The organism is Micromonospora matsumotoense (assembly GCF_050951065.1).
Taxonomy (GTDB): domain Bacteria; phylum Actinomycetota; class Actinomycetes; order Mycobacteriales; family Micromonosporaceae; genus Micromonospora; species Micromonospora matsumotoensis.
The window spans coordinates 3,260,121-3,278,835 of the sequence record NZ_CP192025.1 but is presented as its reverse complement, the minus strand read 5'-3'; the positions used below and the strand labels follow the sequence as shown (position 1 = coordinate 3,278,835).

Annotated in this window: 20 protein-coding genes; 10 read left to right on the top strand and 10 right to left on the bottom strand. The window is 72.9% G+C overall.

The window, feature by feature from the left end; genetic code table 11:
* Positions 1–4: 4 nt before the first annotated feature.
* The gene (locus ACQP1S_RS14390) at positions 5–787 is read left to right on the top strand and encodes an ankyrin repeat domain-containing protein (protein ID WP_432906996.1); all 783 of its coding nucleotides are present in this window, start codon (positions 5–7) and stop codon (positions 785–787) included.
* 117 nt (positions 788–904) lie between these two features.
* On the opposite strand, the gene ACQP1S_RS14385 is transcribed toward ACQP1S_RS14390, so the two are convergent.
* Positions 905–1,519 carry a dihydrofolate reductase family protein gene (locus tag ACQP1S_RS14385; RefSeq protein ID WP_432906994.1) on the bottom strand — a complete coding sequence of 205 codons (615 nt, stop codon included), beginning with the start codon at positions 1,517–1,519 and terminating at the stop codon, positions 905–907.
* A gap of 117 nt (positions 1,520–1,636) precedes the next feature.
* Complete coding sequence (locus ACQP1S_RS14380; RefSeq protein WP_432906993.1) at positions 1,637–1,804, bottom strand: hypothetical protein; 168 nt, start codon at positions 1,802–1,804, stop codon at positions 1,637–1,639.
* Between the two features lie 244 nt (positions 1,805–2,048).
* On the opposite strand from ACQP1S_RS14380, the gene ACQP1S_RS14375 reads away from it, so the two are divergent.
* The 3 genes from ACQP1S_RS14375 to ACQP1S_RS14365 all read left to right on the top strand — a co-directional run bounded on the left by ACQP1S_RS14375 (position 2,049) and on the right by ACQP1S_RS14365 (position 4,148).
* Positions 2,049–2,687: a hypothetical protein gene (locus ACQP1S_RS14375; protein ID WP_432906991.1), complete on the top strand. Its 639-nt coding sequence runs from the start codon at positions 2,049–2,051 to the stop codon at positions 2,685–2,687.
* A 128-nt stretch (positions 2,688–2,815) separates the two neighbouring features.
* A complete protein-coding gene (locus ACQP1S_RS14370) occupies positions 2,816–3,328 on the top strand; it encodes an RNA polymerase sigma factor (RefSeq protein WP_363672731.1) in 513 nt (170 codons plus the stop codon).
* Positions 3,318–4,148, top strand: a complete 831-nt coding sequence (locus tag ACQP1S_RS14365) for an RICIN domain-containing protein (protein ID WP_432906989.1) — start codon at positions 3,318–3,320, stop codon at positions 4,146–4,148. Before ACQP1S_RS14370 ends, ACQP1S_RS14365 begins: the two co-directional genes overlap by 11 nt.
* 30 nt (positions 4,149–4,178) lie before the next feature.
* On the opposite strand, the gene ACQP1S_RS14360 is transcribed toward ACQP1S_RS14365, so the two are convergent.
* A complete protein-coding gene (locus ACQP1S_RS14360) occupies positions 4,179–4,709 on the bottom strand; it encodes an adenylate kinase (RefSeq protein WP_432906987.1) in 531 nt (176 codons plus the stop codon).
* 239 nt (positions 4,710–4,948) lie between these two features.
* On the opposite strand from ACQP1S_RS14360, the gene ACQP1S_RS14355 reads away from it, so the two are divergent.
* Genes ACQP1S_RS14355 through ACQP1S_RS14330 form a run of 6 tightly spaced genes read left to right on the top strand, consistent with a single transcriptional unit; the run spans position 4,949 to position 9,764 of the window.
* Positions 4,949–6,628 carry an extracellular solute-binding protein gene (locus ACQP1S_RS14355; protein ID WP_432906985.1) on the top strand — a complete coding sequence of 560 codons (1,680 nt, stop codon included), beginning with the start codon at positions 4,949–4,951 and terminating at the stop codon, positions 6,626–6,628.
* Positions 6,625–7,650, top strand: coding sequence for an ABC transporter permease (locus ACQP1S_RS14350; protein WP_432906984.1), 1,026 nt, complete (start codon positions 6,625–6,627; stop codon positions 7,648–7,650). The genes ACQP1S_RS14355 and ACQP1S_RS14350 overlap by 4 nt, the downstream gene beginning before the upstream one ends.
* Positions 7,647–8,570 carry a carbohydrate ABC transporter permease gene (locus ACQP1S_RS14345; protein ID WP_432906983.1) on the top strand — a complete coding sequence of 308 codons (924 nt, stop codon included), beginning with the start codon at positions 7,647–7,649 and terminating at the stop codon, positions 8,568–8,570. Before ACQP1S_RS14350 ends, ACQP1S_RS14345 begins: the two co-directional genes overlap by 4 nt.
* Positions 8,571–8,629: 59 nt before the next feature.
* The gene (locus tag ACQP1S_RS14340) at positions 8,630–9,277 is read left to right on the top strand and encodes a DUF6297 family protein (RefSeq protein WP_432906981.1); all 648 of its coding nucleotides are present in this window, start codon (positions 8,630–8,632) and stop codon (positions 9,275–9,277) included.
* Entirely contained in the window at positions 9,277–9,606 is a 330-nt protein-coding gene (locus tag ACQP1S_RS14335) for a DUF6297 family protein (protein WP_432908026.1), read from the top strand. Before ACQP1S_RS14340 ends, ACQP1S_RS14335 begins: the two co-directional genes overlap by 1 nt.
* A complete protein-coding gene (locus ACQP1S_RS14330) occupies positions 9,585–9,764 on the top strand; it encodes a hypothetical protein (protein ID WP_432906979.1) in 180 nt (59 codons plus the stop codon). Before ACQP1S_RS14335 ends, ACQP1S_RS14330 begins: the two co-directional genes overlap by 22 nt.
* A gap of 47 nt (positions 9,765–9,811) precedes the next feature.
* On the opposite strand, the gene ACQP1S_RS14325 is transcribed toward ACQP1S_RS14330, so the two are convergent.
* The 7 genes from ACQP1S_RS14325 to ACQP1S_RS14295 all read right to left on the bottom strand — a co-directional run bounded on the left by ACQP1S_RS14325 (position 9,812) and on the right by ACQP1S_RS14295 (position 18,699).
* Entirely contained in the window at positions 9,812–11,428 is a 1,617-nt protein-coding gene (locus ACQP1S_RS14325) for an esterase/lipase family protein (RefSeq protein ID WP_091240830.1), read from the bottom strand.
* A 214-nt stretch (positions 11,429–11,642) separates the two neighbouring features.
* Complete coding sequence (locus ACQP1S_RS14320; RefSeq protein ID WP_432906977.1) at positions 11,643–13,163, bottom strand: PQQ-dependent sugar dehydrogenase; 1,521 nt, start codon at positions 13,161–13,163, stop codon at positions 11,643–11,645.
* A 204-nt stretch (positions 13,164–13,367) separates the two neighbouring features.
* Positions 13,368–14,516 carry an LLM class flavin-dependent oxidoreductase gene (locus tag ACQP1S_RS14315; RefSeq protein WP_432906975.1) on the bottom strand — a complete coding sequence of 383 codons (1,149 nt, stop codon included), beginning with the start codon at positions 14,514–14,516 and terminating at the stop codon, positions 13,368–13,370.
* 17 nt (positions 14,517–14,533) lie between these two features.
* On the bottom strand, positions 14,534–15,601 hold the full coding sequence (locus tag ACQP1S_RS14310) for an LLM class flavin-dependent oxidoreductase (RefSeq protein ID WP_432906974.1): 1,068 nt from the start codon (positions 15,599–15,601) through the stop codon (positions 14,534–14,536).
* Positions 15,598–16,122 (bottom strand): GNAT family N-acetyltransferase, encoded by a 525-nt coding sequence (locus ACQP1S_RS14305; RefSeq protein ID WP_432906973.1) that lies wholly within the window; start codon positions 16,120–16,122, stop codon positions 15,598–15,600. Before ACQP1S_RS14305 ends, ACQP1S_RS14310 begins: the two co-directional genes overlap by 4 nt.
* Positions 16,119–17,474, bottom strand: coding sequence for an NtaA/DmoA family FMN-dependent monooxygenase (locus ACQP1S_RS14300; protein WP_432906971.1), 1,356 nt, complete (start codon positions 17,472–17,474; stop codon positions 16,119–16,121). Before ACQP1S_RS14300 ends, ACQP1S_RS14305 begins: the two co-directional genes overlap by 4 nt.
* 16 nt (positions 17,475–17,490) lie before the next feature.
* The gene (locus ACQP1S_RS14295; protein WP_432906969.1) at positions 17,491–18,699 is read right to left on the bottom strand and encodes an LLM class flavin-dependent oxidoreductase; all 1,209 of its coding nucleotides are present in this window, start codon (positions 18,697–18,699) and stop codon (positions 17,491–17,493) included.
* Positions 18,700–18,715 lie beyond the last annotated feature (16 nt).

Genomic DNA, 18,715 nt, shown 5'->3' with positions numbered 1-18,715 from the left:
GGAGGTGACGGGTGACCTCCTGCTGCTCGCGGTCGACGATCCGCTGGCGGTCACGGTGACCGGGGCGATCCGCACCGGCGACCTCACCACGCTGCGGCGGCTGCTCACCGCACACCCGGGACTGGCCACCGCGCGTCTCGTCGACCGCACCGGCGAGGCGCCCGGTGCGACGTCCCGCACGCTGCTGCACGTCGTCACCGACTGGCCGGGCCGGTTTCCGCACGGGGCGGTCACCGTGGCCACCCTGGTCGCCGCCGGCGGCGACGTCGACGCCCGGTTCGCCGGACCGCACCGGGAGACCCCGCTGCACTGGGCGGCCAGCTGCGACGACGTGGACGTCGTCGACGCGCTGCTGGACGCCGGTGCCGACATCGAGGCGGCCGGTGGCGTGATCGCCGGCGGTACGCCGCTCGCCGACGCGCGGGCCTTCGCCCAGTGGCGGGCGGCGTACCGGCTCGTCGTCCGGGGGGCCCGCACCACCCTCACCGACGCGGCCACGCTCGGCCTGCTCGACCGGGTGGAGCGGGCCTGCACCGGCGTCGTCCCGCCGTCGGCGGACGAGATCGACGCGGCGTTCTGGGGCGCCTGCCACGGCGGCCGGCAGTCCTGCGCCGGGTACCTGTGGGAGCGGGGCGCACGGCTCAACTGGATACCGCCGTGGGAGCACCGCACCGCCCTGGACGCGGCCGTCCGGCGCGGCGCCACCGAGCTGGTCGTCTGGTTGCGGGCGCGGGGCGGCGTCACCGCCGCCGAGCGGGACCGGCAACCGCCCGGACCAACCCCCTAGCCGGTACGCCGACCGCGTCGCCGCGCGGACCACCGGCCGGACCGGCACCACTCGACGACGGTGGCGCGGTGTGCCACCTGCGGGGACGACGGCCGAGGCGGCCCGCGCGGGGCGCGGCTACTCTCCTGCGGGCAGTTGCTCCTTGACCTCGTCGTAGCCGACCGTGGCGGGCGCCTCGGCCGGCGTGTAGACCACCCGGATCACCCCGGTCGGGAACACCTCCGCCGTCGTCACCCGCAGGTGGTAGGGCGCGTCACCGTCGTCGAACAGCTTGCGGCCCTTCCGCGCCGCCACCGGGTGCACCAGCAGCCGCAGCTCGTCGACCAGTCCGGCGGCGAGCAGCTGCTGCACCACGGAGATCGACCCGGGGATGAGGACGCCACCGATGCCGGTGTCGTTCCGGAGCGCGGCGACGACCTCGAGGAGATCGCCGTCGAGCAGCTCGGAGTTGCGCCAGGGGAACTCCCGGGACTTCCGCGACACGACCACCTTGCGCAGGTCACCGAGCTGCTTGGCAAAGGGCGCGTCGTCGCCGCCGGCGCTCTCCCGGCCGGGCCACGCCCCGGCGAAGCTGTCGTAGGTCTCCCGGCCGATGAGCAACACGTCGGCGGTGTCGTAGTCCTCGCTGACGGCCCGGCCCATGTTGTCGTCGAAGTACGGGAAGTGCCAGTCGGGGTCGATCTCGGCCACACCGTCGGCCGAGATGAAAAGCGTGGAGATGACCTTTGCCATCGGAAAGGTCCCTTCGAGTCGGATGGATCACCTGCTGGACCGTCACAGCATCCCAAAGTCGCCGGCCGGGCACCGCCCGTCGGCCGGCACCGCGTGTCGCGCCGCAGGCCGTCGGCCCTACCCGTACAGCGTGATCCGGTAGCGTCGGGTGGGACCGAACCGGGTCTCCCCGATGCCCTCGAAGACTCCGCCGCACCGCTCGATCGTCCGTGCCGAGGCGACGTTGCCGGTTGCGCAGACGACCAGCAACCGGTCCCGCCCGAGCGCGCGCGCCTCGTCGAGCATCCGGCCCAGCGCCCCACTGGCCAGCCCACGGCCCCGTGCGGACGGGCGGCCGGGCGGGCATGCGGGCCTGACGCCCCGGTCCCGCCGCCAGGACGATGTCGGCGGTGTCGAAAAGATCGTGGGGTGGGGCTGAAACCTGGCGGCCGCGCCGAACGTCCTGAAAGGTGAGTCGGGCAACGACGTCGGCACCGGACCGGTGCGACGGCGGACCTGCCGACCACGTCCCCAGGTGGAGGAGCGGACAATGTCGATGAAACGATGGCTCGCGGGTGCCGGGTTGCTGGCACTGACCGGAGCACTGGCGGCCTGTGCGGTGGACACCCGGCCCGGGGCCGACGCCGCCCCGCCGGCCGTGGCGGGGCAGGACGTGACGGGCGTCGCGGACAGCGTCCCGGTGGGGTTGTCCGCCACGCCGCCGAAGACGAGCAGCGCCCCGAGAGGGTTCCCGGGCAACCGTCAGTACACGATCGTCCGGGTCGGCGCGTTCGAGAGCGGCCTGTCGCTGCCCGACTCCGGTCGGCTGGCCGAGGTCGACGACGACCAGGGCCGACAGCTCTTCGTGCCGACCCCGCTGGGCGGGGGGAAGTACCTCATCAAGGCGTATTCGCGGGCCAGTGCCGGCCCGCTCTGCTGGCGGGTGCATAATCCGGGCGACACCCGACCGCTGGAGGTCCGGGCTGCCACCTGCAAGACCGACGATCCCCGCCAGCAGTTCGAGATCGTCGCCGCGACCAGCACCACGCCGTCCTACCTGATCAGCAACGCCGGGGCGTTCCTGCGGGACTCCGCACGCTCCGGCCTCATCCTCGAGGAGCTGGGTGACGCCCCGCCGACGAGCAGCTTCCGGTTCAACGACAACGGACCGGCGCCCGCCAACCGCTGACGGCAGGCCGGTCGGACCGGGCGGGAGAGCGACCCCGTCCGGTCCGACCGGGCCGGCGCGGGGCAGGGCGGTACCCGGGCCGGGTGGGGCGGGATCAGAGCCGACCGGGCGCTGGGAGAGCGTGACCGATGCGTGACGCCGAGGAGTTCGACGCCTTCTACGCCTCGTCGGCGCAACGGGTGCTGGGGCAGGTGTACGCGATGCTCGGCAGTCGTACCGAGGCCGAGGACGCGGTGGCCGAGGCGTACGCCCGGGCCTGGAGCCGGTGGTCGACCGTGCGGGAGTGCGACAGCCCCGAGGCGTGGGTACGCAAGGTCGCCTACCGGGTGGCGGTGAGCGCGTGGCGCAAGGCGGTGAACCGGGTCAAGGCGCACCGGCGGGAGGCGACCGGGCAGGAGGTGGAACCGGTCTCCGTCGATCACGTGGTGCTGGTCGACGCGTTACGGCACATCCCCACCGAGCAGCGCCGGGCCATCGTGTTGCACCATCTGGTCGGCCTCAGCGTGGCCGAGATCGCCGCGGAGACCCGGGCGAATCCGAACACCGTCAAGACCCGGTTGGCCCGGGGCCGTCAGGGCCTGGCCAGATACCTGACCGGTGACGGACATCAGACGACGGCCGGGAGGAGCCATGGGGCCTGACGACATGCTCGACGAGGCCCTGCACGGGCTGGCCCGACACGCCCGACAGACCGGTCGGCTCACCGCCGTCGCCGAGGTCCGTCGACGCGGTGACAGCAGGCGTCGGCGTCGGCACCTCGCGACCGCCGCGCTGGGTGTCGCCCTGCTGGGGGCGGTGGGGGCCGGCGCCACCGTGGTCCACCTCGCCGGGCCTGCGCGCACCACCCTGCCCGCCGGCCCGAACAGCACGACGCCAGGCCCGTCACCGCAGTCCCCGTCCACGGGGCCGACCCCGGACACCCCGGAACCGACGTCCGGCTCGCCCAGCGCCACGCCCAGCGCCACGCCGAGCGCCACGCCCGACGCGCCGAAGAGTTCGGCGCCCACCGATCCGCTGCGGCTCGGCGGGCGCCGGTACGTCCTCCTGCGGCCAGCCGCGATGGAGTCCGTGGTGTCCCTGCTCGACGACGGCAGCCTCGGCGAGGTCGACGGCGACGAGGGCCGTCGCCTGTTCGTGTTCGTGCCCCAGGGGTCCGGCACCTACCTGGTCCGCACCGCCGAATCGAACGCCGACGGTGACCGGGACTGCTGGCAGGTCCGGTCGGCGGGTTCCGACCCGCTCACCGTCGTCGCGGCCGCCTGCTCGCCGGACGAGCCGAGGCAACTGTTCTCGATCGTGGTGCACGGCTCGGAGGGGGGCCAGCGGACCTATGCCCTCAGCAACAACTCCGCCTATCTCCAGTACTCCGACCAGCGCGGGCTGATCCTGGAGGAACTCGGCGACGCCCCCCTGGAAACGGTGTTCCGGTTCGTCGACAACGGCGCCGCGCCCAAACAGTGACGGGCCGGGGCGCGGGGGCGTCCCGGCCGCTCACCGTCGGGGCAGGGCGGCCAGCCAGCGCGAAAGCTCCGTCGGGGAGCGGAACAGCAGCACCGGCGGCCCCGACGGGTCGGCCTGCCAGGCCCGCATCCGTCGCCGGGCCCGACCGAATGCGCTGATGTGCCACAGCAGGACCGAGTCCCGGGACAGCACGCTGCCCAGTGACTCGCGGTTGCCGTTGCAGATCTCCTCCCCCGTGACCAGCCGGCGGAGGGTACGCCGCAGCAGCCGCCCGAAGGAACGCCAGCGGGGGTAGTCCAGGGCGACGACCAGGTCGGCGCGGTCCAGGGGCACGTCCCGCCACCCGTGGTACGCCCCGTCGAGGATCCACCGGTCGCCCCGGCAGACCTCGATGATCCGGCTGCGCTGCTCGGCGACCGGCACCTCGACCCAGCCGGGCTGCCACAGCAGGTCGTCGACCGGGTGCCACGGCAACCGCAGCCGGTCGGCCAGCACCGCCGCGAGGGTCGACTTGCCCGCGCCGTACACCCCGTAGACCAGGATGCGGGACGGTGCGCTCATCCGGGCAGCCTACGCAGCCGGTGCGGGGGCCGCTCGTCGTCCCCTGGCGTGGTTCCGGCCGCGGGTGCGCCGACCGGTGCGCCGCCGCGACGCGGGGTGTGCCACCGGCACCGGTACGGCGGCCATCGATGCCTCTTGTCGGAATCTCCCGCCGTCCATTAGTTTGTTTAACATCCAGACCAACTAGCTCCACCCCCAACCTGCGAACCCACTACCTAGCCCTTCTCGAAGGGGGACCGATGACACCCCAGAAACCCGGCTCGACAGCCTCGCGCCGACACTTCCTCGGCCTGGTCGGCCTCGGCACGGCCGCCGTCGCCGGCGGCCCGCTGCTCGCCGGGTGCTCCGAGAAGCCGGCCGGCTCCGGCGCCGCGCAGAACCTGGACGCCTACGCCGATCTGCTGCCGACGCACAAGGACCTGGCCCAGAGCACCAGGCCCGACATCATCGGCACCCGCCCGGTGCCCGACGGCTACACGAAGTACCCGACCTCGCTGGTCGACGCGATCACCGAACGGCCCGGCACCAGCGGCAAGCAGGTCACCGCGATGACCCCGGCGTGGGGTCCGGCCCCGCCCGGGGTAACCCAGAGCGCCTACCTGCAGGCGGTGAACGCCGAGCTGGGCACCCCGGTCGACTTCACCATCCAGGACGGCAACACCTACGCCGACAAGCTCAACGCGATGCTCGGCGCCCGGGACGTCCCGGAGCTGCTCTGCGTGCCCCAATGGGAAGTGGACAAGATCCCGCGCTTCTCCGAGGCGATCAAGGTGCTCTTCGAGGACCTCACCGACTACCTCAAGGGCGACGCGGCCAACGCGTACCCGATGCTCGCCTCGTTCCCGACCGGCGCCTGGCGCAACTCGCTGTGGAACGAGCGGCTGGTGGCCGTTCCCAACCCCACCGACGGGCCGTTCCCCTGGGCGCTGTTCACCCGCAAGGACCTGCTCGACGCCCGTGGGCTGGCCGTGCCGGCGTCGCTCGACGACCTGCTCTCCGTGGCCAAGCAGGTCACCGACCCGGCCAAGAAGGTGTGGGCGTTCGACAACGTCTTCGACATGATCCAGATGTACCACAAGGTGCCCGCCTCCAAGCAGGGCTGGCGGCTGAAGGCCGACGGCACCCCGGAGTTCAAGTACGAGACCCCGGAGTACCGGCAGGCCGTGGAGGTGATGGCCAAGATCTACAAGGACGGTCTGGTCCACCCCGAGATCATCGCCAGCAGGGGCGCGGACAACGCCCAGCTGTTCGCCAAGAACGGCGCGATCGTCTTCACCCGCAACGGTCTCGGCTTCTGGCAGGGCGCCCAGGCCGAGCACCAGAAGGTCAACCCCAAGCTGAACATCCAGCCGGTGCCGATCTTCTCCGCCACCGGCGGCGACCCGCTGGTCTGGGGGGACGACGAGCCGATCTCCTTCACCTTCGTCAAGAAGGGGCTGGGCAAGGAGCGGGTCGAGGAGTTGCTGCGGATCATGAACTGGTGCTCCGCGCCGCTGGGCTCGCAGGAGGCGCAGCTGCGTGACTACGGGGTGGCCGGCAAGCACCACACCAGCACGCCGAACGGGCCGGTCAAGACCGACCTGGCGTTCAAGGAGATCGCCAACCAGTACTTCTTCATCAGCGGTCGCAACCCCACCATCGGCCCGTACCCGGAGACCCCGAACTACGTGCCGGACCTGCTGAACTACTCCAACAATATGGTGAAGTACCTGGAGAAGGACCCCTGGGACGGGGTGAAGCTGGAGATGCCGGCCACGTACAAGGCCAACCAGGTGCCCACCGAGGACAAGATCACCGACATGCTGCGGGGCCGCCGGCCGCTCTCCGACATCGACGCCATCGTGCAGGAGTGGAAGGCCAACGGGGGCGAGGAAGCACGGCAACTGCTCGCCAAGTCGCTGCCCAAGGCCGGGCGATGACCACTCGCGACACCACCGTCGTGGCCGGGTCCGACCGGACCCGGCCCGACGGCCCCACCCGGGCGAGGCACCGCCAGCGCCCCGCCCGCCGGCGGCGGGTGCCGCTGCGCACCCGGCTCGCCCGGGACTGGCAACTGCTGGCCATGGTGACGCCCGGCTTCCTCGTCCTGTTGGTCTTCAGCTACCTGCCGATCCTCGGCAACGTCATCGCCTTCCAGGACTACAACCCCTACCTCGGGGACAACCCGTTGCAGGCGTTCACCCGCAGCAACTGGATCGGTTTCGGCCAGTTCCAACTGCTCTTCGAGGACTCGGCCTTCTGGGAAGCGTTCCGCAACACCCTGGCGATCACCGCCTTCCAGCTGGTCTTCTTCTTCCCGCTGCCGATCTTCCTGGCGATCATGCTGCACAACCTGCTCTCCAGCCGGTGGCGCGGCTTCGTGCAGACCGTCGTCTACCTGCCGCACTTCTTCAGCTGGGTGCTGGTGGTCAGCTTCTTCGTCGCCATGCTCGGCGGCGCCGGCCTGCTCGCACAGACCATGCGCGAGGCCGGCATGCAGCCGTGGAACGTGATGACCAACCCGGACACCTTCATCATCCTGGTCACCGCCGAGGCGGTCTGGAAGGACGTCGGCTGGGGGACCATCGTCTTCCTCGCCGCGCTGTCCACCATCGACATCAGCCTCTACGAGGCGGCGGCGGCCGACGGCGCCGGCCGATGGCGGCGGCTGTGGCACATCACCCTGCCCGGCCTGCGCCCGGTGATCATGCTGCTGCTCATCCTGCGGCTGGGCGACGCGCTCTCGGTCGGCTTCGAACAGTTCCTGCTGCAACGCGAGGCGGTGGGCCGGCAGGCCGCCGAGGTGCTCGACACCTTCGTCTACCACTTCTCCATCGCCACCGGGAACTACGGCTACGGCGCGGCGGCCGGGCTGTTCAAGGCCGCGATCGGGCTCGGCCTGATCCTGGCCGCCAACCGGGTCGCCCACCTGCTCGGCGAACGGGGGATCTACTCGAAATGACCGAGACCGTCGCACTGCGGGCCCGCACCGGGCGCGACCGCCGGCCCATCTGGGAGGAGCCACCGACCCGCATCGGCCAGGGGCTGAAGGCCACCTTCCTGACCCTGCTCGTGCTCAGCGTGCTCTTCCCGCTCTGGGTGATCCTGGTGACCAGCCTGTCCTCCCGGGAGACCCTCGCCGAGGCCGGCGGCATCGTCGTCATCCCCCGGGGCATCGACACCTCGGCCTACGAGACGATCTTCGCCGGTGGGGCGGTCACCCGGGCGTTGTGGATCAGCACGCTGGTCACCGTCATCGGCAGCGCGCTGGCGTTGACCGTGACCGTCCTCGCCGCGTACGGGTTGTCCCAGCCGCGTTCGGTGGGCTACCGCTGGCTGCTGATCTACTTCCTGGTCCCGTTCCTGGTCTACCCGCCGTTGGTGCCGAAGTACCTGGTGGTGACCGGGCTGGGCCTCAAGGACACCATCTGGGCGCTGATCCTGCCGCCGGCGATCAGCGTCTTCAACCTGGTCGTGGTGCGCGGCTTCTTCCAGGCCATCCCGCAGGAACTGATGGACAGCGCCCGGGTCGACGGGGCCAGTCACTTCCGTACCCTGGCCCAGATCGTGCTGCCGCTGTCCCGGGCGGTCATCGCCGTGGTGGGGCTGTTCTACGCGGTGAGCTACTGGAACGTCTGGTTCGACGCGCTGCTGTTCATCGACCGCAACGACATGTACCCGATCCAGCGGGTGTTGCAGAGCTACCTGCTGGCCGGCCAGGCCCCGCACACCTCCGGCGGCAGCGGCGGCGTCACCATGCCACCGACCGAGGCGATCAAGATGGCGGTGGTCGTGCTCACCGTCGCCCCGATCGTCGCGGTCTATCCGTTCATCCAGCGGCACTTCATCAAGGGTGTGCTGATCGGCGCCGTGAAGGGCTGACCGTCCCGCCGGGCCGAGCCGGGTCGACGGCCGTACCGGCCCGCGTGCGGCAGTGGGCAGTGGGCAGCACACTTGCCGTACGCGGGCTGACCCGCCGGTTCGGCGCGCTGGTCGTCCTCGACGACGTGCGCTTCCAGCTCGACGCGGGGCAGGTCGCCGTCGTCGTCGGGCCGAACGGCTCCGGCAAGACCACCCTGCTGCGCTGCGTCGTCGGGGCGGACCGCCCCGACGAGGGTGAGGTCCTGCTCGACGGCCGACGCTGCGACGAGACCGACCCCCGGGTCCGCGCGGCGGTCGCCGCCGCCCTCGACGACATCGACTTCTTTCCGGACCTGTCCGTCGTCGAACACCTCGAACTGGTCGCCTACGCCCACGGCGGCACCGCCGACCCGGTCGTGCTGGTCACCCCCGCCGCCCAGACCTGGCTGGTCAGCTCTCCGGTGGACCGCCGGGCGTGGCTGCTCCCCCGGTTCGGCGGGCTGGTCGGCGGTGTCACCGTCGGGGCGGGCCTGCTGGCGGTGGCCGCCGCCTTCGCCGGTGGCCACGACCGGCCCGCCGACCTGGGCTGGGCGGCGTTGGCCGGCCTCACCTGCGGGGCCACCGCGACCGGGTGGGCCGTCGTCGCCCAGAGCGCCCGCAGCACACCCCGCTGGGCGGAGCTGCCGCCCTCGGTCTGCCCGCCGCCGGTGCCGCGATCGCGGTGCTGATGGTGCTCGGGCACGCCGTCGGATGGTCCCTCCCACTGCCGCCGGTGCCGCTCACCGCCGGCGTCGGCCTGGCGTTGCTGCCCGTCGCGGTGGCGTCGACCGTCCGCGCGCACCGGCGTCTCCCCCGGGTGGACCGGGCGACGCTGACCACGGGGGCGCAGTTCGCCAACGCCGCCACCACCACGGCCGTACTGCTGGACCCGTCGCTGCTCGCCGCGCTGGTGGAGAGCCGCCGGTGGCGCGCGATCGGACTGGTACGCGGCCGACGGTTCCGCGCCGGCGGCCGGTTCCCGGCCCGCTCGACGCGGTGCTGCTGCTCGGGATCGTGACGGCCGCCTTCTGGGCCGGCACCCGCCCACCGATGCGCTACGGCGGGGCGATGGTCAACACCCCCTTCGCGATGGTGCCGGTCGACCTGGTCCGTCAGGTGCTGCGCGGCCCGGACCTGGTCGCCGTGCTGGTCGTCGTCCACCTGCTGTGGGGTTGACGCGGGGTCCGGGTCGGCGGACGGCGTGACGCGGCCGGGCCGGACGGTCATCCCGCCGGCAGGCAGACCTTGCCGGTGAACGCCGGATCGGGCTGCCGGTTGCCCGCCCAGGCCGGATTCGCCTCGATCGGCAACGGTGGCGCCTGCCAGGCCGCCGCGAAGCTCTGGAGCAGCGGATACTCGGCCCGGGTCTGCGCGATCGGCCTGCCCAGGAGGAAGTCGATCAGCCGATCCTGGACCAGCCTGCGGTCCAGCAGCCCGCCGTGCACCCCGGGGATCTGGAACACCGGAATCCGGCTGTACTCGCCCGGCGGCGCCTCGGTGGCCGTCGCGGTGGGCAGGAAGGCCACGATCCGCACCCCCGGCACGGGACACATCAGCTGGTTGCGGTAGAACGGCGCGTCGTCGAGCAACGAACGGATGAACGGCTCGTCCGGACCGCCGCCGACGTCGGCCAGCCCGAAGATGGCCCGTAGCTGCCAGCCGGTGGCCACCCCCCAGCCCCGGTCGTGGTGCGGCGGCGGGTAGTAGGCCCGGCCGGCGTAGATCAGCGGGCTGAACATGACGAGGGTGTCGACCACCGGGTCGGGGCGTCGGGCGAGGTACGTACGGGCCACCAACGCCCCCTCGCTCTCGCCGATCAGCGCCACCCGCCGCCCGGTGCGCCGGTGCAGCCGCTCCACCTGTCGGGCGAGCAGCGACACGCTGTCCGCCATCGACTTCGTGGTGTCCGACGACCGGTACGCCAGCGGTCTCCCGTCGGGGTCGAGCCCCCGGTAGGAGAACCGTTGCACCCGGGGGTCGGCCGGCTGCTCACCCCCGTAGTCCGAGCCGTAGCCGGTGAGCACGATCACCGCGTGGGTGACCTCGGACGGCAGCGGTCGTTCCAGCACCGCCGTCCTGATCCACTGCTCGTTCCCCGGGACCAGGTCCGTCACCGGTGGGATGACCAGCGGTACGGCGACCGCCAGCAGCGCCGCCAGCGGCGTCACCGGCACCCGGGCCCAGCGCACCCGCGACGGCAGCAGCGCCGCCCGGACCGTCCGGTTCCACAGCAGCCCGTTGAGCACCCCCGCCACGCCGGCGACCGGCACCGTCCACCAGCCGGGCGTGACCCAGCACAACGCGCCGGCCACCGTGAGCACCACGAAGTTCAGCAGCGACCAACCGACCAGGGAGATCGACGGCAGTCCGCGCCACCAGTGTTCCACCACGGCCACCCGTTGCAGGAACGGCGCGAGCAGGAACATCGGCAGCAGGGACGCCAGCAGCACCCAGGACAGCGCCACCACCGACGCCGCCACCGAGATCGCCGCCCAGGGCGCGACGAACACGCCGACCAGCACACCGAGCACGACGTTACGCCGCAGCAGCCACCCCAACGACGGCCGGCGCACCTCGGCCGGCCAGGCCAGCACCACCAGGCCGGTGGTGAACAGACCCCGGGCGACCAGTATGTAACACAGCCAGAGCGCGAACTCCCACCACGACCGGTGGTAGACGTAGAGCCACCGCAGATCGTGGTAGGTGTCGTACGGCCAGAGGGCGGTGACCTGGGGTGGCACCCCCTCGGCGGCCCGGAATCCCAGGATGACCAGCACGACGGCCTCGATCATCGGCATCAGGCCGGTCAGCACCAGCAGCCCGACGAACCTTCGACTCACGATCACCCCCGTGCCGCGACGGCCGTCCGCGATGGCGTCCCTCGCAGGCTCCACCGGAACGGGGGCCGGCGTCGGCGAATCGGGCATATTGCCCCGGTTCGACCGACGCCGGTCCGCCGTCGTCGACGGTGACCGCACGATCGCCTGGTCCCGGTGGGCGGTGGCGCGGCGCACGGCGGCCGACCGGTGGTGGTCCGGGCGGCCCCGGCGCGGGTCACTGGACCAGGCAGACGCCCCCGTTGAACTGGAAGGCGGCGGGGCGGGGGTTGCTCGCGCCGAAGGTGCCCTGGAGGCCGAAGCTGACCGTGCTGCTCTGCGGCAGGTTGCCGTTCCAGGCGGCGTTACGGGCGGTGACGGTGGCCCCGGACTGGGTCACCTGCGCGTTCCAGGCGTTGGTGACCCGTTGGTCGGCGCCGAAGGTCCAGGTCAACGTCCAACTGGTCACCGAGAAGCCCAGATTGGTGATCGACACTTCGGCGGTGAACCCACCGGTCCACTGGTTGGGCTGCCAGATGACCCGGCACGACACCGGCGGGGGCGTGGACGGTGGCCCGGTGGTGGGCGGGGCGGTGGTGGGCGGGGGCGTCGTCGGCGGGACCGTGGTGGGCGGTGGGGTGGTGGTCGGCGGTGGGGTGGTGTCCCTCGGCGGGAAACGCAGGATGCGGTCGTCGGTCGCCGCCGGGGTGCCCCGCCCGTCCCGGTTGCTGGTGGTGACCCAGAGCCAGCCGTCCGGACCGTACTCCACGGTGCGCAGGCGTCCGTAGGTGCCGGTCAACTCGGCCGTCGGGGTGCCGACCCCGCCGGTGCCGGTGAGCGGCACGTTCCACAGCCGGGTGCCGCGCAACGCGGCGACGAAGAGTCGGTTGCCGGCGACCGCCGCCCCGCTCGGGGACGCCTCCGCGGTCGTCCAGACCAGCAGCGGGTCCCGGAACCGGGGATCGTTGGCCCGCCCCTCGACCGTCGGCCAGCCGTAGTTGCCACCGGCCACGATGAGGTTGACCTCGTCCCAGGTGTTCTGCCCGAACTCGGCGGCGTAGAGCCGCCCCTGGGCGTCCCAGGTCAGGCCCTGCACGTTGCGGTGCCCGAGGCTGTAGACCAGGGAACCGGCCGTCGGGTTGTCCGACGGCACCGATCCGTCCGGTCGCATCCGGAGGATCTTGCCGTTGCGGCTCTGCGGGTTCTGCGCGTTGGCCGTCTGCCCCGCGTCGCCGACCCCGGCGTAGAGCATCCCGTCCGGGCCGAAGGCGATCCGTCCGCCGTTGTGGATGGTGGAGCGGGCCAGGCCGATGAGGACCGGCTCCTGGTTCTGGGGCGCGGTGAGCCGGAAGCGGACGATCCGGTTGTCCGTGGCGGTGCTCAGGTAGACGTAGACGTAACCGTCCTGGGCGTACCCCGGGGAGACCGCCAGGCCGAGCAGGCCGCCCTCGCCGGTCGCGGTCACGCCGGAGATCTGGGCCACCTGCTCCGCGGCCTGCCCGGGGCGGACCCGCACCACCTGGCCGGAGTTGCGCAGGGCCGTCAGGGCGCTGCCGTCGGGCAGGAAGTCCATCCCCCAGGGGACCGTCAGGCCGGTGGCCACGACCTGCGGACGGGTGAAGTCGAAGTCGCCGACGGCCAGGGTCGTGGCGGCCGGGGCCGGATCGGCCGGCGCGGCGCCGGCGAGCGTCGCGGTGCCGGCACCGGTGGCCGCGACCCCCGCCACGACCGCTGCCGCCACCATCGAACGGACTCTCACGTCGGGCACCTCCAGAGCAGTAAGTGACTTGCGTCAATATAGCCCGGCACGCCACGGTGATGGCGGAGTTCCGACTTCCGGTGCACTGGGCCGGGACGGCACCTGTGCCCGCGGGTCGGGCTGCTCAGCGCGATGACGTGACACCCCGACCCGGACACCCCCGATCCGTGGTCCCGTCCGGGCCAGGGTGAACGCGCCGTCGTGCTATCGGCCCAGGCCGGTGTCGCCGGACTGGGCCCACTCCTTCGCCAGCAGCTGATAGGACCGCACCCGGTCGGCGTGGTCGTGGGTGATCGTGGTGATCAGCAGCTCGTCGGCGCCGGTGACGTCCCGCAGGGTGCGCAACCGTGCCGCGACCGTCTCCGGTGCGCCGACGAACCGGGTGTCCACCCGGTCGGCGACGAGCTGCCGGTCGGCGTCGGTCCACGGCAGGGTGACGGCCTGCTCGGGGCTCGGGTAGGGGATCGCGCCGTCACCGCCACGGATGCTGCGCACCCATGACCCGTACGGGCTGCCCAGCCGACGCGCCTCGGCGTCGGTGTCGGCGACCAGCACGTCGGCGGAGACCACCAGGTACGGCTCGGCCAGCGCCGCCGACGGCCGGAACGCGGCCCGGTACGCCTCGGCCGCGTCGAGCACCGTCGCGGGGCTGACGTGGTAGTTGGCGGCGAAGGGCAGGCCCCGCACCCCGGCCAGCCGGGCGCTCTCCCCACCGCTGCTGCCCAACAGCCATACCTGCAGGTCCGCCCCCTCCCCCGGCACGGCGTGCGCGTCGAGACCGTCGGCGTCCCGGTAGTCGCCGCGCAGCAGCGCGAGGATGTCGTCGAGCTGCCCGGCGAACGCGGGCGGTTGCGCACCGGCCTGGTGCAGCAGCGCGGTGGCGAGGGCGTACCGGGGTGCGCCGACGAGGTGGGCGTAGGAGAACGGGGCGGGGATCAGCAGCCCGTCGACCACCCGGGCCCCGGTCGGTGGCGGGGTGGGTGCGGCGCGTTCCCGGGCGGCCTCGGCCTGTCGCTGACCTGACCGGCCGATGCCGAGGTCGATGCGGCCCGGGTGGAGGGCGGCGAGGGTGCCGAACTCCTCCACCACCGACAGGGCGGTGCGGTGGCCGACCTGCACCGCGCCGGAGCCGACCCGCAGCACGCTGGTGGCCGCGGCGACCTGCCCGATGAGCACGGTCGGGGCGGAGCTGGCCACCCCGGCGGCCAGATGGTGCTCGGCCAGCCAGTAGCGGCGGTAGCCGAACTGCTCGACCCGGCGGGCCAGGTCCACGGTGTGCCGCAGGGCGTCGGCGACGGTGCCGCCGGCGGACACCGGGGACAGGTCGAGCACGGACAGCGCGGTCGGTGACATGGGGTTCCCCGTTCTGGTCAGAGCGGCGCGGCGGCGGTCGCCGGCGGACGGAAGGGACGGCTGGGGATCTCCCGGCGCAGCACCGGCGCCACCTCGGCCTGGAACAGCTCCAGGCTCTGCCGGTGCTGCTCGTCGGTCAGCCCGTCGTGGTCGGCCTGGAGGTGGATGACCTCATGGCCGAGCTGCTCGTGCTGACGCAGCACCTTGTCGATGACCTGCTGCGGGCTGCCGACCAGCAGGGAGCTGCGGGCGACCGCGTCGGCGATGGTGGGGAAGACCGGTTCCACGCCGCGCTGGCGGAGCGCCGCGAGCCGGGCCGCGAAGATCGGCCGGTACGTCTCGACGGCCTCCTGCGAGGTGCGGGCGACGTGGAATCCGGCCGTGCCCGCGCCGACGAGGGCGTCGGCCGGGTCGTGGCCGTAGTGCGCCCACCGCTGCCGATAGTGCCGCACGAGTTCCGCGTACGGCTCGATGGGGTTGAGGACGTTGGCGGAGAAGATCGGGTCGCCGTGCCGGGCCGCCAGGTCGACCGACTCCCGGCTGGTGGCGCTACCGTGCCAGACCCGGATCGGTTGTTGCCGCGGACGAGGCCAGGTCTCGGCTTCGGTCAACGGCGGCCGGTAGCGGCCGGACCAGGTGACCCGGTCCTCCCGCCAGAGCCGGCGGAACAGCTCGTAGCCCTCCCGGTTGCGGTCCCACTGGTCCTCGACGGTGACGTGGAACAGTTCGGCCTGGGCGGTGCCGTTGCCCTTGCCGATGATCAGCTCCAGCCGGCCGTCGGAGAGGTGGTCGAGGGTGGCGTAGTCCTCGTAGGCACGGACCGGGTCGAGCAGGCTCAGCGTGGTGACGGCGGTGAAGAGCCGGATGGTGCGGGTCCGCGCCGCGATGTGGCTGAGCACCACCGGTGGCGAGGAGGAGATGAAGGGCCGCTCGTGGCGTTCGCCGACGCCGTACCCGTCGAAGCCGAGTTCCTCGGCGAGCACGGCGGTGTCGACGACGTCCCGGAACCGTGCGGTGGTGCTGCGCAGTCGGCCGGTGACCGGGTCGGGCAGGTGGGCGATCAGGGTGACCAGCAGGAACTTCATGCCGGGACCGGGGCCTTCCGTGGGGCGCAGGGATGGATCACCAGGGCGTAGCAACGGGAGTAGGGCAACGTGTCGTACGGCGGGAAGACCGGGACCGGCCGGTAGCCGGCCCGAACGTAGCGACGGACCGCGTCGGGCTGCCGGTCGCCGGTCTGGAGCACGATCCGGCCCGCGCCGAACTGCCCGGCCGCCTCCCGGGCGGCGTCCAGGAGCTGGTCGGCGATGCCCCGCCCCCGGTGGGCGGGCACCACGTACATCCGTTTCAGTTCCAGGTCGGGGCCGTGCCAGCGCAGCGCGGCGTGCCCGACCGGGGTGGCGTCGGCGGTGTACGCCACCCCGGTCCAGGCCATGGAGCCCGGCAGGAGCACCCGCGCCGGGGGCAGGTGGATCGGGTCGTACGGGCGGTCGGCGTAGCGCTGGCGCAGCTCCCCGGTCATCGCCGCGCGCAGCGCCACGGCCTCCGGGTCGTCCCAGCGCAGCCGGCAGACGGTGACCGGCGTCGACGCCGCCGGGCCGGTCACGCCGCACCGACCCGGGTGGCCGGTCGGGCGGGTCGCAGGCCGAGGTGCCCGCGCAGGGTGGTGGCCGTGTACTCGGTACGGAACACGCCGCGCTCCTGGAGCAGCGGGACGACCCGGTCGACGAACTCGTCGAGCCCGCCCGGGGTCAGGTGCGGCACCAGGATGAACCCGTCGGCGGCGTCGGACTGCACGAAGTGGTTCATCCGCTCGGCGACCCGCTGCGGCGTGCCGATGAAGGACTGCCGCCCGGTGACCTCGATGATCAGGTCGCGGATGCCGAGTCCCTTCTCCTGCGCCAGCGCCCGCCACTGCCGGGCGGTGCCGACCGGGTCCGGGTACATGCCGGCCCGGCCCCGGCTGATCGCGTCGGCGTCCACGTCGGGGTCCTCGGCCGGCAGCGGACCGTGCGGGTCGTACCCGGACAGGTCCCGGTTCCACAGCTGTTCCAGCAGCAGGATCGCGGTCTGCGGGCTGACCTGCTGGCGGCGGATGTGGTGGGCGCGTTCCTGGGCCTCGGCGTCGGTGTCGCCGAGCACGAAGGTCACCCCCGGAATGATCTTCAGGTCGTCGGGGGTACGGCCGTACCGGGCCAGCCGGGCCTTCACGTCCCGGTAGAACTCCCGACCCTCGGCCAGGGTGCCGTGCCGGGAGAAGATCGCGTCGGCGGTGGACGCGGCGAACTCCCGCCCGTCGGGCGAGTCGCCGGCCTGGAGGATCACCGGGTGCAGTTGCGGGCTGCGCGGCACGGTGAAGTGCCCGGCGATGTCGAACTGGTCGCCGTGGTGGGCGAAGGCCCCCGGGTCGGCCGCGCGGACGTACCGGCCGCCGGCGCGGTCACCGACGATCGCGTCCGCCGGCCACGACTCCCACAACCGCCGGGCGACCCGGACGAACTCGGCGGCCCGTTCGTAGCGCAACGACCGGTCGAGGTAGCCGCCCCGGCGGAAGTTCTCCCCGGTGAACGCGTCGGAGGTGGTGACCACGTTCCAGGCGGCCCGGCCAGCGCAGAGGTGGTCCAGGCTGGCCAACTGCCGGGCCAGCTCGTACGGCTCCCGGAAGGTGGTGTTCAGGGTGCCGGCCAGCCCCAGGTGGGTGGTGACGGCGGCGAGCGCGGCCAGCACGGTGAGGGTGTCCGGCCGGCCCACCACGTCCAGGTCGTGGATCCGGCCGCGCTGTTCACGCAGCCGCAGCCCCTCGGCCAGGAAGAAGAAGTCGAACCTGCCCCGTTCGGCGGTGCGGGCCAGGTGGACGAAGGAGGCGAAGTCGATGTGGCTGCCGGAGGCCGGGTCGCTCCACACGCTGGTGTTGTTCACGCCGGGGAAGTGCGCGGCGAGGATGATCTGCTTGGGCACGGGTCGTCTCCTGGGATCAGCGGGGGCCCGCGACGGCGTACCGGTTGGCCGGTCGGGGCAGACCGAGCAGGTCGCGCAGCGTGCCGCCGGGGTAGCCGGCACGGAACAGGCCCCGGTCCCGCAGCGCGGGCACCACCGCCCGGGTGATCGTGGTGAGGTCGTCGGGCAGCACGGCGGGGCGCAGCCGGAACCCCTGCACCCCGGCCCGCCGCCAGCCGGCGAGCAGGTTGACGAGCTGTGCGGGGCTGCCGGTGAAGCTCGCCGCGTCCGAGTGGAACTCCGCGCCGTGCCACTCGTCGAGCCGGGTGCGGCGACGCCGGGCCAGCTCCGGGGTGTCATCGAGCAGCACCTCCAGGTCGGCGAGGATCCGCAGGGGCGGGCCGGTGCGGCCGACCGTCTCCTCCGTCGCCCGCACCTCGGCGACGACGGCCTCGGCGTGTGCGGCGTCGGTGGGGGTGACGAAGACGACGTCGGCGTGCCGGGCGGCGAAGGCGTACGGCACCGTCGAGTGGACCAGCACGGCGACCACCGGCTGCCCCTGCGGTGGTCGGGGCACGATCGACGGCCCCTTGACCGAGAACCACCGGCCGGTGAAGTCGGTGTGGTGCAGCCGGTCCCGGTCGATGAACCGGCCGGTCGGGGCGTCCCGGATCTCCGCGTCGTCCTGCCAGCTGTCCCAGAGCCGGCGGACCACCTCGACGGCGTCGGCGGCCTCGGCGAACAGGTCACCGACGAGCTGTGCGGTCTGCGGTTCCCCCAGCCGGGTCGGGTCCAGCGGCGGGAGGTCCCGCCGGCCGAAGTGCCCGGCCTCGCTGCGGCGGGCGGAGACCCGGGGCCGCCACCCGGCCCGGCCGCCGCTGACGTGGTCGAGGGTGGCCACCGCGGTGGAGACGTGGAACGGCTCGGTGTGGGTGACGCTGGTGGTCGGGACCAGCCCGATGTGCCGGGTCAACGGGGCGACCCGGGCGGCGACCAGCAGCGCGTCGAGCCGGCCCCGGACCTGGTCGACCCGGCCGTCCGGCCCGTCGGGCAGCGACGACTGGAGGTCGAGCGAGTCCTCGATGGTGACCAGGTCCAGGGCGGCCTGTTCGGCCTGCCCGACCAGGGCGGCCCACCAGCGGGGAAACAGCGGCGCGGCCGGGTCGGCGTGGGACAGCCGCCAGGCGGCGGGGTGCCAGCCGAGACCGTCGAGGGCCACGGCCAGGTGCAGGGTGGGATCGGGCATGGGTTTCCTCCTACGG

Coding starts and splice junctions, on each gene's coding strand:
- ACQP1S_RS14385 (WP_432906994.1), bottom strand. CDS start 1,519: ATGGCAAAGGTCATCTCCACGCTTTTCATCTCGGCCGACGGTGTGGCC.
- ACQP1S_RS14380 (WP_432906993.1), bottom strand. CDS start 1,804: ATGCTCGACGAGGCGCGCGCGCTCGGGCGGGACCGGTTGCTGGTCGTC.
- ACQP1S_RS14375 (WP_432906991.1), top strand. CDS start 2,049: ATGTCGATGAAACGATGGCTCGCGGGTGCCGGGTTGCTGGCACTGACC.
- ACQP1S_RS14370 (WP_363672731.1), top strand. CDS start 2,816: ATGCGTGACGCCGAGGAGTTCGACGCCTTCTACGCCTCGTCGGCGCAA.
- ACQP1S_RS14365 (WP_432906989.1), top strand. CDS start 3,318: ATGGGGCCTGACGACATGCTCGACGAGGCCCTGCACGGGCTGGCCCGA.
- ACQP1S_RS14360 (WP_432906987.1), bottom strand. CDS start 4,709: ATGAGCGCACCGTCCCGCATCCTGGTCTACGGGGTGTACGGCGCGGGC.
- ACQP1S_RS14355 (WP_432906985.1), top strand. CDS start 4,949: ATGACACCCCAGAAACCCGGCTCGACAGCCTCGCGCCGACACTTCCTC.
- ACQP1S_RS14350 (WP_432906984.1), top strand. CDS start 6,625: ATGACCACTCGCGACACCACCGTCGTGGCCGGGTCCGACCGGACCCGG.
- ACQP1S_RS14345 (WP_432906983.1), top strand. CDS start 7,647: ATGACCGAGACCGTCGCACTGCGGGCCCGCACCGGGCGCGACCGCCGG.
- ACQP1S_RS14335 (WP_432908026.1), top strand. CDS start 9,277: ATGGTGCTCGGGCACGCCGTCGGATGGTCCCTCCCACTGCCGCCGGTG.
- ACQP1S_RS14315 (WP_432906975.1), bottom strand. CDS start 14,516: ATGTCACCGACCGCGCTGTCCGTGCTCGACCTGTCCCCGGTGTCCGCC.
- ACQP1S_RS14310 (WP_432906974.1), bottom strand. CDS start 15,601: ATGAAGTTCCTGCTGGTCACCCTGATCGCCCACCTGCCCGACCCGGTC.
- ACQP1S_RS14295 (WP_432906969.1), bottom strand. CDS start 18,699: ATGCCCGATCCCACCCTGCACCTGGCCGTGGCCCTCGACGGTCTCGGC.